This is a genomic window from Desulfobulbus propionicus DSM 2032 (assembly GCF_000186885.1).
In the GTDB taxonomy this organism is placed as follows: domain Bacteria; phylum Desulfobacterota; class Desulfobulbia; order Desulfobulbales; family Desulfobulbaceae; genus Desulfobulbus; species Desulfobulbus propionicus.
Genome location: NC_014972.1, coordinates 3,315,626 through 3,329,267 on the forward strand (window position 1 = coordinate 3,315,626; position 13,642 = coordinate 3,329,267).

Below are 13,642 nucleotides of genomic sequence, written 5' to 3' on the forward strand. Positions count from 1 at the left end.
GCCATGACGATTGTTGACCGATTTTTCTCCATAGTGCGTCGCTTCCGCCGTGGCTCAGCCACCTCGCCTCGGCTGAGTCCGGAAGAACTGCACCGGTTGTTTCTTTCCCGCTACCGCTCTTTCCGCGAGCTCCTCGTCGCCAATGCCAATGCCCTGGAAGCCATGGCGGAAATGGAAAAGGTCCTCCGCGACGGCCGCACCCTGTCCATGACCTTTATTCGTGCCCGCTGTACCCTGGTGACGGTCAATGTCTACAAAATAATTCATAACCTCAAAAAGATAGCCGACGGACGCTACGGCGAACTCGATCGTGTGTTCCTGCGTTTGCAGCAACACATCGAAACCCTGCTGGAAGGAAATAGGGGCCGCGCCAAGGGGGAACTCATGCTGCCCTTGGACAGGATCGACCGCACCCAGGCGGATTTGACTGGCGAGAAAATGGCCAATCTGGGGGAAATCGGGTCGCTCCCAGGCATCCGCATCCCTCCCGGCTTCGCCCTGACCGTCGTGGCATCCCGGCTCTTCTTCCAGCGCAACCAGCTCTATCCCAAGATCAATCACATCATCCAGCAAATGGATATCGCCGATCTCGAGGATTTGGACCGGAAAAGCACAACCATTCAGGAGATGATCCGTGCCTGCCCCCTGCCCCCAGAGGTGGAGACCTTGCTCCTGGAGGGATTTGACCGCTTGGCCACGCCCAATCCGCGCCTGCGCCTGGCCGTCCGCTCCAGTGCCCTGGGAGAGGATCTGGGGCAGGCTTCCTTTGCCGGCCTCTACCACACCGAGCTTTCAGTGGACCGAGATGCCCTGGTGGCTGCCTACAAATCGGTTTTGGCCTCGAAGTATTCCTCTCGGGCCATTTCCTACCGGCTGGCCAAAGGGTTCATCCATGAGGAAACCGAAATGTGCGTCGGCTGTCTGGCCATGGTGGAGGCCGTGACCAGCGGCATCTGTTACACTCGCTCCATCGGCGGTCGCGGCAACACCTTAGACCTGTTTGCCGCCCCAGGTGCCGGCAAGGGCATTGTCGAGGGGACCTGTCCCACCCGCCATTTCCGGCTCGACCGTACCCCTCCCTATGCGCTTTGCTTGCCCGGAGAGGCGGGCAACGGTTTGCTGACCGAAGCCCAGGCCGTGGCCCTGGCTGATATCGGCATGCGGCTGGAACGCCATTTCGGCGCACCGCAGGACATTGAGTGGTCCATCGACGCGACGGGGACCATCTTTGTCCTCCAGAGCCGGCCGATCTCCGTTCCCTCCTTCGATACCGCAACCGCCAGCCGGCAGTTGCCCGATGACGAACAGCTGCTGCTCCACGGTGGCGTGACCGGCTGCGGCGGCAGCGGCAGCGGCCCGGTGTTCATTGTCCGCTCACCGGCGGACATGCATCAGTTTCCCAAACGGGCTGTCCTTGTGATCAAGCACCCCTTGCCCGAATGGGCCCCGCTGCTCAAGCGTGCCGTGGCCCTCGTGGCCGAGACCGGAAGCGAGGCCGGCCATCTGGCCACCATTTCCCGTGAATTCGGTCTGCCGTCCCTGCTCGCGCTACCGGGGGCCACGGAAAAGCTGGTCAACGGCCAAATCGTCACCGTGGATGCAGGCAACCGGGCGGTCTATCGGGGCCGCATCGAGGAACTGCTGGTGGAGACCGTTGCACGCCCCAACCCCATGGCGGGCAGCCCGATTCAGCGAACGTTGATCGAGGTCCTCAAGCTGATCACGCCGCTCAACCTGACCGACCCGGCTGCCGATGACTTCCATGCCGCCAACTGCCGGACCCTGCATGACATCACCCGATTCTGCCATGAGAAATCGGTGATCGAAATGTTCGAGTTCGGCAGACGGTATCACTTCGACAAAGGGGCCGCCAAACGACTGGGCGACACCCTCCCCCTGGAGTGGTGGGTGATCGATCTCGGCGGGGGATTCCATCCTGGGTATGATATCCACCGGAAGGAGATCGCCATCACCGACATTGCCTCGGCTCCCATGCTGGCGATCTGGGAGGGAATGCATGCCGTGGCCTGGGAGGGACCGCCGGCGGCCCGATTCCGGACCATGGTTTCCTTCCTGATGCAATCAGCCATGAACAACGGCCTCAATCCAGGCCGCTCTTCCGCCCTACGGGAGAAGAATTATTTTCTTATTTCGAAAAATTATTGTAATCTCAGCGTGCGTCTGGGATATCACTACGCCATGATCGAGGCAATGCTGGGTGATCGGCCGGTTGACCGCTACATCACCTTTCGTTTCAAAGGCGGAGCGGCCAGCGATGAGCAACGAATTCGGCGGATTGAATTGCTGGCCGAGGTGTTGGAAACATTTGACTACCGGATTGACAGAATCGGCGATGCCTTAACCGCCCGGGTGGAACGGGAGAGCGAACGCTTCGTTATCGACCGGCTCAAGGTGCTCGGGCATCTCACCGTCCACACCCGTCAGTTGGACATGGTCATGGCTGACCCCGGCGCCCAGCGGTTCTTCCGCGACAAATTCATTCAAGAGATTGGGGATATGTTGAATCATGGCCAGTGAACAAGCCTTCAAACTCGAAGCAGCGCTCAAGATCCACCTGCTGCTGGTTGACGATGAATCCGACTTCAAGGAGGTCATGCAGAAACATCTGTCACGGATGGGCATCCGTCTCAGTGTCTCTGAATGTTGCCTCGATGCCTTGGAAACATTGGACGCCCATGCCATCGATGTGGTGATCATGGACATGAACATGCCGGGGATGGATGGTATCCAGTGCCTGCGCAAGATCAAGGAACGCTGGCCGCTGATCGAGGTGATCATCCTCACCGGACACGCCTCGGTCAAATCAGGCATCGAGGGCATGGAAAGCGGGGCTTTCGACTACTGCCTCAAGCCCATCGATGTCCGCGAGCTCATCGAAAAAGTCGAACTGGCCGCAGAAAAGGCCCTGGTCAACAAAGAACAAGTCGACGGTTGACCCACCCCCAGCCACCACCAACGCACACTCCGGAGAACACTCTTCCCATGCGACTGCAATACCCCCTGCGGCGGCGCCTGCTGCCGTTGCTCTGCGGCCTGATGCTTGCGGGCTGCGTCAGCGCCGGCAAGGATTTCAATGTCCACATGGTGCCGCACATCAAGCTCCACCAGACCACCCGTGCCCAAATCGAGCAAATGTTCGGCCCTCCGTGGCGGACCGGGGTCGAGGACGGCCGCCAGACCTGGAGTTACGGCACCTACAAGTATGGTGTCAGCGACACCCTCAGCCGTGACCTAGTGGTCCGCTTCGATGCCGACGGCACGGTGGCCTCCTATACCTTCAACTCCAACTATCCCGAAGACAAACAGCTCTAATTCGCCTTCGCCTGCGAGATAAGGCCTTTTTTCCTGCAGGATACATGACAACTTGCAAGCGGATGAGAATACGCTGCTTTTCCTCTCACCGGGGAGACGGTACACGCGTCTCCCCTGGTCGTGTCCTCTGTACCGCGCCTGGGTTTCGCCGCTCTGTCACCGAAACTGGTCCGGCGGCTCCATCAACAGCTGTTCGCGGAAAAAGGCGATTGCCAGCCGGTCGATCAACCAGCCGGTCCGCCACGGAAAACGTCCGTCGACAAAGCCCACGTGGCCGCCATGGGGTTGGATCGCCAGCCGTACTCCAGGGCCGACCTGATCGGCCTCCGGCACGCTGTGCGGGTACATGAAGGGATCGTCCACGCTGTGCAGGATCAGGGTCGGGGTGGTGATGCGATCCAGGACGCCAAACGAACTGCAACGGCGGTAGTAGTCGTCGGCGCCGGCAAAACCGTTGAGCGGCGCGGTCACCTGCTGATCGTATTCCCGCAGGGTGTGGATGCGATCCAGATCCACCCGCAGCGGCGAGGAGGTCTGGGCGAATTTTCTCCGGTAGGATCGTTTCAGCCGGTCCAGGAGGTAGTGCTGATAGATCCGCGACCCGCCCTGTTCGAGCCTCCGGGCCGCATCGCCCAGGACAAAGGGGACCGAGACGGCCATGGCCGCTTGCAGCAACGAGGCTGGCCCAGCGGTTCCCAGATAGCGGAGCAGCAGGTTGCCGCCCAGGGAAAAGCCGATCGCCGCCGCCACCGGTCGGTTGGTGGAGCGAAGAACGGCGAGCACTTCGGCCAAATCCTCGATCGCGCCGGAATGGTAGGTGCGCGGCAGCCGGTTGGGTTCGCCGCTGCAACCGCGCAAATGCATGAACACCGGCTGGAATCCGGCTTGCAGCAGGCTGGCCATCACCGGCAGGGCATAGTGGGAACGGAGGGTGCCCTCCAGCCCATGCAGCATCAGCACCGTGGGCCCGCGGCCCGATGTCCAGGCCAGATCAATGAAGTCGCCGTCGGCCAGCTCGATCCGCTCCCGCCGCAAACGCAGGGCGGGCCGCTTGCGCAGCAGCTTGGGCCACAGCGTTTGCAGATGCGGATTGCGCAGCCAGGGCGGAGGAAGGAACGGGGGCGGCTGCCGCATGATGGTTGACACTCACACAGGGACAGAACGCGGGGGCGCTGGGGGCCCCGCCGATGAATGCCGGCTGGGGCCTGCGGCCGTAGTGGTCGTCATCCCGCGATGACATCGGTTGCACGGCTGCGCCTGGTCCGAAGCACGGGCGCGATGCGCCCGGCGCGGGCAGCGCGGCTCTTTCATGAACACTTGCACTCGGCAGGAGGAAGGTATGGCCAATTTTTTGTTTGTTCTGCGCGACAATGATTTCGAGAAGGCGACCCGCTGTTTTCAGTTCGCCAAGATCGCCCACTCCAAGGGACACACGGTCAATCTCTTTTTCATCGACAGCGGCGTCGATTGGGCGGTGAAGGATCGCGACGGCAGTCGCAAGACCGACACTGGCGACTGTGTCAACGATTACCTGCCCTACCTGGTCGAAAACGAGGTGCCGGTGGGCGTCTGCACCCCCTGCGCCAAGAACCGCCACCTTGACGAGGCCAGATTCCACCCGAACATGGCCCTGGATGGCGGCCCCCATCTGATTGACATGGCCGCCGAGGCCAAGGTGTTCAATTTCTGAGGTCCCGCTTGCGCGCGCTTCGCAGCCGGTGTCCTCGCCTGGGCACCGGCTTTTTTATTCGCTGAACAGGTGATAGAAGATATCGGACATGTAAATCACGCCGATGAGCCGGCCGTTGTCCACCACTGAGATGCGGCGCAGCTGGTTCTTGATGATCCGGTCCAGGATCGACATCACCGGTTCATCCGGCGGAACGCTGAGCACGTTGTCGTTCATGACCTGGACCACCTTTTTCTCCTTGACCGCGCGGATGTACTCGTCCAGGTCCCCCGCCCAGTTCAGCTCGCTGCCGTCGATGCCGTAGTTGAGATAGGAGGGGCGGAGATGGTAGAGGATATAATACATGCTGACCGTGCCAACGAGTCCATTGTCATAGTCGACCACCATCAGGCTGACCGTCTTGTGGCCGGTGGGCCGCACCTTGGCGTTGAGAATTTTTTTAATGGCCTTTTCGACCGGTTCGTCCATGTAGATGGTGTCGTAATTCTTGGTCATGATGTCGCGGGCAAACAGCTGCATACCTCACTCCTTGACTGCGTTGATGGTTGCCCGACCGCATCCGCCCGTGGCGGAGGCGACCGGATGGGGATGACGTCCGGTTCCGTCTCTCCCGAACGTGAACAGGCATTCCGCAAGGTTGCGGGACAGTACCACTTCCCGCACCAGTTGACCATGTTTATCCCATTGGAGTCCATCAGAAAACGATGCTTTTTCCCCGCCGGCAGCCGGACCGCGCCGGTGTCAAATCGCCTGCCCAGCCACGCGGCATGACCACGAGCCGGCGTGCCGTTTTTTCCCGCGGCGCCATGGGCCGCACCACCGGAATTTTCCGGCCGCGCCGTGACCACACATGGCGGGATGCTCCACTAACAATTTGACTTTAGCGGTAATTCGTGTAAGTAGAGGGGGAAATCCTCACCAGTAGTATCATTCCCCCGGTGATCCGTCGGGGTTCAGAATACTCTCTCTGCTGCAAGGAGGTCTCCATTGTTTGGGTTCGAAGCTATTTCCCACCACAACGGCTGGGCAGTCGCCGCTACTGGCGCCTGCATAGTGTTCACCGGGCTGGCCACCCTCTCCTTTGTCATCTCGCAACTGCACAAACTCGTCGCCTTGCTTGACCGTCCTCCCAAGGTGACCGTGGAAGTCGTCCCGGAGGAAAAGCCGAAAACGCCGCCTCTGCCCGATTGTCCCAACGATCTCGCTCTGACCGTGTCCCGATACCAGCCCCTGATCGAGGAACTGGACCCGGAATTCGCCTTGGCCGACCTGTATGCCCTGGCCAAAAAATACCATCTCCCACATCCGCACCTGTCGATTCGCTGCCTGGTAGACGGTGGCAAACTGCAGCCGCTTGGCGATGGCATGTTCCGCTTTGTGGCATAAACTCGACAACCTGGATATCCATCGGGGGGATTGAACCATGGACCTTTTTCTCCAATTTCTGCACAACACCGGCTTTGGCCTGGCCGATTACCGCAACCTGATCATGATCGTGGTCGGCTCATGTTTCGTCTATCTGGCCATCGCCAAAAAATACGAACCGCTCTTGCTCCTGCCCATCGGCTTTGGGGTCATTCTCGGCAATATCCCCTTCTTCAAGGGATTCGGCATCGGCATCTACGAGGCCAACAGCGTGCTCCACTACCTCTATTTCGGGGTGACCAGCGGCGTCTATCCGTCGATCATCTTCCTCGGCCTCGGGGCGATGACCGATTTTTCCTTTCTCCTGGCCAACCCGAAACTGATGCTGCTGGGCGCCGCCGCCCAGATGGGCATCTTCTTCACCTACCTCAGCGCCCTGGCCCTGGGATTCACGCCGCAGGAAGCCTCGTCCATCGGCATTATCGGCGGCGCCGACGGGCCGACCTCGATCTTCCTCACCGCCAAGCTGGCGCCGCATCTGATCGGCCCGGTGGCCATTGCCGCCTACTCCTACATGGCCCTGATCCCGATCATCCAGCCGCCGATCATGAAACTGCTGATCTCCAAGAAAGAGATGCTCATCCGCATGCCCGACATGCGCGAGGTCTCGCGGCGGGAACTGGTGATTTTTCCGGTGGCCGGCCTGATTCTCTGCACCTTTCTCGCCCCGGCCTCCATCCCCCTGCTCGGCCCCTTTTTCTTTGGCAACATCATGAAGGAGAGCGGCGTGGTCGACCGTCTGGCCAACACCGCCCGCACCGCCATCATCGATACCGCCACCATCCTGGTCGGCCTGACCGTGGGCGCCTCCACCCAGGGCGATGTGTTCCTCAACCCCAAGTCGGTGGGCATCTTCGCGCTCGGCGCCGTTGCCTTCAGTATCGCCACCGCCTCCGGCCTGCTTTTTGCCAAGTTCATGAACCTCTTTCTCAAGGAAAAGATCAACCCCCTGCTCGGTGCCGCCGGCGTGTCGGCCGTGCCCGGCTCGGCCCGCGAGGTGCACATGATGGGGCAAAAGGCCGATCCCACCAATTTCCTGTTGATGCATGCCATGGCCTGCAACTCCTCGGGGGTTATCGGTTCGGCGGTCTGCGCCGGTATCCTGTGGAGTTTTCTCATGGGCTAAGCAACAGGTCGTCGACGCGCTCCACGGCGCGAACCGATCGCGGGCACACGGGAATGATTCCCGGTGCCCGTTTTTTTTTGCAGACGAAATCACGCGCTCTGTGATAAATTAGACCTTTTGTGATAAGCGGGCGATTGGTCCCCGGACAATCGTCCCTTCCATTCAGCCGCCGCCTTTCTCGGGCAGCAAAACCGACGGCTGCTCCATTCGACACAACCGGCAGACGGCGGCCTCCGCCGCATACGACGCCGTGCAGCACAACTCGACCACTAACCGCGAATCTGGCCGCGCCCTCTTCTGGGTCCCGGACAGGTTCCGTCACCAGGTGATGGGATCATATGGATACGCAATACCAGGCAACCTTGGAAACTCTGGAACGGCTGCGGGCGGAATCCGTTTCCGCCGGCGGAGAACAGCAACTGGCGGAGCAGCACCGCAAAGGCAAACTGACGGCTCGGGAACGGCTTGACCTGCTGCTCGACGACGGCACTTTCGAGGAATTCGATGTGCTCAAGATCGGCCGGGGCTCCAGTCTGGGGGGCGAAAAAAGTTTCCTTGGCGACGGTGTCATCACCGGCCACGGGTCCATCGACGGCCGCGAGGTCTTCGTCTTCAGTCAGGATTTCACCATCCTCGGCGGATCGTTGGGCGAGGCGCATGCCCAGAAAATCTGCAAGGTCATGGATCTGGCGGTCAAGGTGGGCGCGCCGATCATCGGCCTCAACGATTCGGGCGGGGCGCGCATCCAGGAAGGCGTGGACGCCCTGGCCGCCTACGGCGAAATCTTCCACCGCAACGTCCGGGCCAGCGGCGTGGTGCCGCAGATCTCCTGCATCATGGGACCCTGCGCCGGCGGCGCGGTGTACAGCCCGTCGATCACCGATTTCGTGTTCATGGTCGAGGATTCCTCCTACATGTTCGTCACCGGCCCCAGCGTGGTCAAGACGGTCACCCATCAGGACATCACCTCCGAGGATCTGGGTGGGGCCCGCGTCCATGCCAGCAAGAGCGGCGTGGCCCACTTCACGGTGCACAACGACGTGCTCGCCCTGCGCGAGGTTCGACGGCTGATCAGCTACCTGCCCTCCAACAACCGGCTGCGGGCGCCAATCCTCGACCTCAGCGACGCCCCGGACCGCACCGACCCGGCCCTGGACTTCCTCATTCCGAGCAACTCCAACCAGACCTATGACATGAACGTGCTCATCCTCTCCATCCTCGACGGGGCGGAGTTCATGGAGGTTCATGCCGGATTCGCCCGCAACATCATCTGCGGTTTCGGCCGCCTGGGTGGGCAGACCGTGGGCCTGGTGGCCAATCAGCCGGCGGTGCTCGCCGGCGTGCTCGACAACGACGCCTCGTTCAAGGCGGGCCGTTTTGTCCGGTTCTGCGACTGCTTCAACATCCCGCTGATCGCCCTGGTGGATGTACCCGGCTTCATGCCCGGGCCGGACCAGGAGCACGGCGGCATCATTCGCCACGGGGCCAAACTGCTCTACGCCTTCACCGAGGCCACGGTGCCGCGCATTTCGGTGATCGTCCGCAAGGCCTACGGCGGCGCCTACCTGGTGATGAATTCCAAGCACATCCACTGCGATGTCAACTATGCCTGGCCCACGGCCGAGATCGCGGTCATGGGACCCAAGGGCGCGGCCGAGGTCATCCACCGCAAGGAGATCTACTCGTCCACCGACCCGGAAGCCGTGCTCAACGAAAAGATGGAAGAATACCGCCGTACCTTTGCCAACCCCTTCCTGGCCGCTCAGCGCGGGTACATCGACGACGTTATCTTCCCCCGGGATACCCGCACGCACCTGATCCGGACCTTGCAGATGCTCGACAGCAAGAAGACCAAGGGCCCGGATCGCAAACACGGAAATATTCCCCTGTGAGGTACGCCATGTTCGAGAAAATTCTAATCGCCAACCGTGGCGAAATCGCCATTCGCATCATCCGTACCTGCAACCGTCTGGGCATCAGCACCGTGGCCGTCTACTCCGACGCCGACAGCCGCAGTCTGCACCGGCACCTGGCCGACGAGGCGGTGCATATCGGCGAGTCGCCGTCGCAAAAGTCCTATCTCGATATCGACAAGATCATTGCCGCGGCCAAGAAGACCGGCGCCCAGGCCATCCATCCCGGCTATGGCTTTCTCTCGGAAAAGGCCGATTTCGCCCAGGCCATCAAGGACGCCGGGCTGGTGCTCATTGGCCCGTCGGTGGAGGCCATCGATGTCATGGGCGACAAGATCACCTCCAAGGAATTGGCCAAGAATGCCGGTGTACCGGTCATTCCCGGCCATATCGAGGCGATCAAGGACGAGAAGGAAGCCATTGCCATCGCGGCCGAGATCGGCTATCCGATTCTGCTCAAACCGGCGGCCGGCGGCGGCGGCAAGGGGATGCGCATCGTGCGTGCGCCCGAGGATATGAAGGAGGCCCTGGAGGCCAGCCGCAAGGAAACCCAGAAGGCCTTCAACGACACCCGGGTGTTTGTCGAGCGCTACATCGAGCAGCCGCGCCATATCGAAATCCAGGTTCTCGCCGACAGTTTCGGCAACGTCATCCATCTGGGCGAGCGCGAATGTTCGATCCAACGGCGCTACCAGAAGGTGATCGAGGAATCGCCGTCACCGGCCGTGTCACCGGACCTGCGCGAGCGGATGGGCAAGGCGGCCTGCGATCTCGCCCGCCAGGCCAACTATGTCAATGCCGGCACCGTGGAGTTTGTCCTTGATGCCCATCAGCAGTTCTATTTCCTGGAGATGAACACCCGCCTGCAGGTGGAGCATCCGGTCACCGAGATGGTCACCGGCCTTGATCTGGTGGAATGGCAGCTGCGCATCGCCAGCGGCGAGCCCCTGCCCTTTGATCAGAAAGGGGTGCGGTTCAACGGCTGGGCCATCGAAGCGCGGATCTGCGCCGAAGATCCGAGCCGGGGCTTCATCCCCTCCACCGGCATGATCACCCGCTACGCAGCCCCGCGCGGAACCGGCATCCGGGTGGATTCCGGGGTCAACATCGGCGGCAAGGTCGACGTCTACTACGATTCGATGCTCGCCAAGCTCATCTGCCACGGCAAGACCCGCGAAGATGCTCGCCGCAGCCTGATCGAGGCCCTCAACGGCTATCACATCGAGGGCGTGTCGACCAATATCGATTTTGTCACCAGCGTGCTCTGTCTGCCCGAATTTGCCGAAGGCAACCTGCACACCGGTTTCATCGAACAGCACTTCGACGGCGGCAAATCCAAACGTTCGCCGGCTGTCCACTACCTGCGGCTGGCCGCCCTGGTCGCGACCCTGATCTATCACACCCGCGAGGTCGCGGTGCGCGAATCCATGAGCCACATGGTTTCCAGCATCGGCGGCAAACGGAAGATGGGCCGTTTTCCCCAGTACATGGTGCGCTGCGAGGACGATCATTTCAACGTCGCCCTGGAAAATCCGCCGATCAGCGGCGAAACCTGCACCATGCGGGTGGACGGCAACCTTTACCAGGTGGAAATTCCGTATTTCGAGTTTTTCCGCCGCCGCCTCAAACTGGTGATCAACGGTCAGGTGTACCGGTTCCGGATCCAGTTCGACGAATCGTTCATGTTTGTCTCCTTCAACGGGCTCTCTCGTCTGTTCGAGGTCTATACCCCCAAGGAATGGGCCATGATGACCTACATGCCCGAGAAGGCCGACAAGTCGCTCAACAACGTCCTGCTCTGCCCGATGCCGGGTCTGGTGGTGGATGTGCTGGCCCAGAAAGGCGAGCGTGTCTTCCGCGGCCAGAACCTGGTCATTCTCGAGTCGATGAAAATGGAAAGCGGCGTGGCCTCGCCGGTGGACGGCATCATTGCCGAGGTCCTGGTCGCCAAGGGTCAGGCGGTGGAGGCCGACGAAACCCTGATCAAGTTCGAGGTCGTGTAGACCACCGAACGTGGCGGGCGCCCACGCACCTCGCGGGCGCCCGCCTTCTCCCTGGGCTGTCCAGGCAATGCCTCCGCAACCCTTCCCCTTGGTGCTGCCGCCATGATCAAGCTCACCCGTCTCAATGGGAGTGAACTCTATCTCAATCAGGATCTGATCAAGAGCATCGAAGAAAAGCCCGATACCACCATCGAGCTGATCAACGGCGATCGGATTCTGGTGCGTGAACAGCCGGACGAAATCATTGACCGCATCATCGCCTTTCGCCTCCGGATTGTCCGGCTGGCCGGCGGCGATGCACAGACAACGCAATCCAACGTTAAAAGCACGAACTCTTTCTCCTTCTTTCCCTATTTTTAGCAATCAATATTTTGAAATTATTGCTTATTTATTTTTTACGGCAAAATTCACTGTCCCCCGCTTTTTTCCTTTCTAATCTTTCGCCATCCCCATACAATATGCTCCTCTGGCTCTCCTGCGAAAAACAGGTGACCATCCGTTTCCCCTCGGCTCAAGCAATTCTATGGATATCGCAACCCTCATTGGCCTTGTTCTGGGCCTGGGTGCCGTCGTCGGCGGCGCCGCCCTGGAAGGCCTGCATCTCAATGCCCTGGTGCAGCCGACCGCAGCCCTGATCGTACTCGGCGGCACCTTTGGCGCCGCCTTTGTCAGTTTTCCCCTGCCCACGGTGCTCAGAGCCTTCAAGGATGTCAAAAAACTCCTCGCTGGTTCGCCCAAGAACGACGACATCATCGCCGACATCTGCGCGTTCGCCGCCAAGGCCCGGAAAAACGGCATCATCGCCCTGGAGCAGGATGCCAAGAGCCACAAGGATCGGTTCATGAAAAAGGCCATTTCCCTGTCGGTCGACGGGATCGATCCCAAGGAGATCAGGGAGCTGCTGGAGATCGATATGAGCGCAACCGAAGAGCAGGCCAAGATGAGCGCCGAATTTTTCGAGGCCGCCGGCGGGTATGCCCCAACCATCGGCATCATCGGCGCGGTACTCGGCCTGATTCACGTCATGAGCAACCTCTCCGACACGTCCAAGCTCGGCGCCGGTATCGCCGTGGCCTTCGTGGCCACCATTTACGGCCTGATCACCGCCAACATCCTCTGCCTGCCGGCGGCGACCAAGATCAAGCTGCGCATCAAGGATGAAATGGTGCGCAAGGAGATGATCATCGCCGGGGTCGTGGCCATCCAGAATGGCGAAAACCCGCGCTTCATTGAGGAACGGTTGCGTTCCTACCTGGGCGGAGAAGGCGACGACAAACCGAGCGCGGTCGCCGAAGAGGAGGCAAAGTAAATGGCGCGAAAAAAAGCACCGGAAAAACCACCCAATCATGAACGGTGGCTGGTGTCCTACGGCAACTTCATCACCCTGCTGTTCGCGGTGTTCGTCACCTTGTACGCCATGTCGCAGGTCGACAAGAAGAAAGTCGAGGAGGTGGCCGATTCCTATCGCAACGCCTTCGGCATCAGCACCGGTATCCAAGCCGGCAAACCGGCCGTCCTGCCCACCACGGACATGGCCCCCATCCCAAGCGTGCAGCCGCAGCCTCCTCCACCCGCCGGATCGTCGGGACAAGCTGGCAACAGTGGCAAAGTCCGGGCCACCCATCGCGAATTCAAGCACCTGCTGGTAACCCTCGAAAAGTATCTCGGTGACCACCCGCGGGCTGGTCATCAGTCTCCGGGAGGCAGGCTTTTTCGATTCGGGCAGCGCCGGGATCAAGCCCGCCGCTTTTGCGCTCCTGGCGGAAATCGCCCGGATTCTGCAACCGTTTGCCAATCCGCTCAGCTTCGAGGGACACACCGACAACCAACCGATCCGCTCTCCGGCCTTTCCGTCCAACTGGGAGCTGTCCTCGGCCCGGGCCACCAGTCTGGCCCGCTATTTCATCGAGCGACAGGGGTTCGCCCCTGAGAAACTGTCGGTGACCGGCTACGGCGAATACCGCCCCGTCACCACCAACGACACGGAAGCAGGACGGGCGATGAACCGCCGGGTGGATATTGTTCTGTTGGAGATGACCAGCGGGGACAAGGAGATACCTGCGCTGGACAGACGGCCTCCGTTTTGACGGAGGCAAAAATGCGCGGCCGGCTTAGCAGGTATCGCTCGCGGCATGATGCGGGCAACAGTGCG

At 60.8% G+C, this 13,642-nt stretch carries 13 protein-coding genes and 1 pseudogene; 12 read left to right on the forward strand and 2 right to left on the reverse strand.

Going from position 1 to position 13,642, the window contains the following annotated elements; translation table 11 throughout:
• Positions 1-3: 3 nt before the first annotated feature.
• From DESPR_RS14415 to DESPR_RS14425, 3 genes are read left to right on the forward strand one after another with little or no spacing between them, the layout of a single operon-like run.
• A complete protein-coding gene (locus DESPR_RS14415; protein WP_015725532.1) occupies positions 4-2,538 on the forward strand; it encodes a PEP/pyruvate-binding domain-containing protein in 2,535 nt (844 codons plus the stop codon).
• Positions 2,528-2,956 (forward strand): response regulator, encoded by a 429-nt coding sequence (locus DESPR_RS14420; RefSeq protein ID WP_015725533.1) that lies wholly within the window; start codon positions 2,528-2,530, stop codon positions 2,954-2,956. Before DESPR_RS14415 ends, DESPR_RS14420 begins: the two co-directional genes overlap by 11 nt.
• Before the next feature lie 47 nt (positions 2,957-3,003).
• Positions 3,004-3,333: a hypothetical protein gene (locus DESPR_RS14425; protein ID WP_015725534.1), complete on the forward strand. Its 330-nt coding sequence runs from the start codon at positions 3,004-3,006 to the stop codon at positions 3,331-3,333.
• 156 nt (positions 3,334-3,489) lie between these two features.
• Here the strand turns inward: DESPR_RS14425 and DESPR_RS14430 are convergent, their stop codons facing one another.
• Positions 3,490-4,467 carry a hydrolase gene (locus tag DESPR_RS14430; protein ID WP_015725535.1) on the reverse strand — a complete coding sequence of 326 codons (978 nt, stop codon included), beginning with the start codon at positions 4,465-4,467 and terminating at the stop codon, positions 3,490-3,492.
• Between the two features lie 205 nt (positions 4,468-4,672).
• Here DESPR_RS14430 and DESPR_RS14435 point away from each other — a divergent pair, with 205 nt between their 5' ends.
• Entirely contained in the window at positions 4,673-5,023 is a 351-nt protein-coding gene (locus DESPR_RS14435) for a DsrE family protein (RefSeq protein WP_015725536.1), read from the forward strand.
• Positions 5,024-5,077: 54 nt separating this feature from the next.
• Here DESPR_RS14435 and DESPR_RS14440 read toward each other — a convergent pair whose 3' ends face one another.
• The gene (locus DESPR_RS14440; protein WP_015725537.1) at positions 5,078-5,542 is read right to left on the reverse strand and encodes a CBS domain-containing protein; all 465 of its coding nucleotides are present in this window, start codon (positions 5,540-5,542) and stop codon (positions 5,078-5,080) included.
• Between the two features lie 468 nt (positions 5,543-6,010).
• Between DESPR_RS14440 and DESPR_RS14445 the strand changes: the two genes are divergently transcribed.
• The 8 genes and pseudogenes from DESPR_RS14445 to DESPR_RS19095 all read left to right on the forward strand — a co-directional run bounded on the left by DESPR_RS14445 (position 6,011) and on the right by DESPR_RS19095 (position 13,577).
• Entirely contained in the window at positions 6,011-6,409 is a 399-nt protein-coding gene (locus DESPR_RS14445) for an OadG family protein (protein WP_015725539.1), read from the forward strand.
• Positions 6,410-6,446: 37 nt separating this feature from the next.
• Positions 6,447-7,574: a sodium ion-translocating decarboxylase subunit beta gene (locus DESPR_RS14450; protein ID WP_015725540.1), complete on the forward strand. Its 1,128-nt coding sequence runs from the start codon at positions 6,447-6,449 to the stop codon at positions 7,572-7,574.
• Between the two features lie 338 nt (positions 7,575-7,912).
• Positions 7,913-9,466, forward strand: coding sequence for an acyl-CoA carboxylase subunit beta (locus tag DESPR_RS14455; RefSeq protein ID WP_015725541.1), 1,554 nt, complete (start codon positions 7,913-7,915; stop codon positions 9,464-9,466).
• A gap of 8 nt (positions 9,467-9,474) precedes the next feature.
• A complete protein-coding gene (accC, locus tag DESPR_RS14460) occupies positions 9,475-11,490 on the forward strand; it encodes an acetyl-CoA carboxylase biotin carboxylase subunit (RefSeq protein WP_015725542.1) in 2,016 nt (671 codons plus the stop codon).
• Between the two features lie 102 nt (positions 11,491-11,592).
• Positions 11,593-11,850, forward strand: coding sequence for a flagellar FlbD family protein (locus DESPR_RS14465; protein WP_015725543.1), 258 nt, complete (start codon positions 11,593-11,595; stop codon positions 11,848-11,850).
• Positions 11,851-12,013: 163 nt separating this feature from the next.
• Complete coding sequence (locus DESPR_RS14470; protein WP_015725544.1) at positions 12,014-12,799, forward strand: flagellar motor protein; 786 nt, start codon at positions 12,014-12,016, stop codon at positions 12,797-12,799.
• Positions 12,800-12,907, forward strand: a pseudogene (locus DESPR_RS19250) (flagellar motor protein MotB); the annotation flags it as partial.
• Between the two features lie 250 nt (positions 12,908-13,157).
• Positions 13,158-13,577 carry an OmpA/MotB family protein gene (locus tag DESPR_RS19095; protein WP_245529462.1) on the forward strand — a complete coding sequence of 140 codons (420 nt, stop codon included), beginning with the start codon at positions 13,158-13,160 and terminating at the stop codon, positions 13,575-13,577.
• Positions 13,578-13,642: the final 65 nt, after the last annotated feature.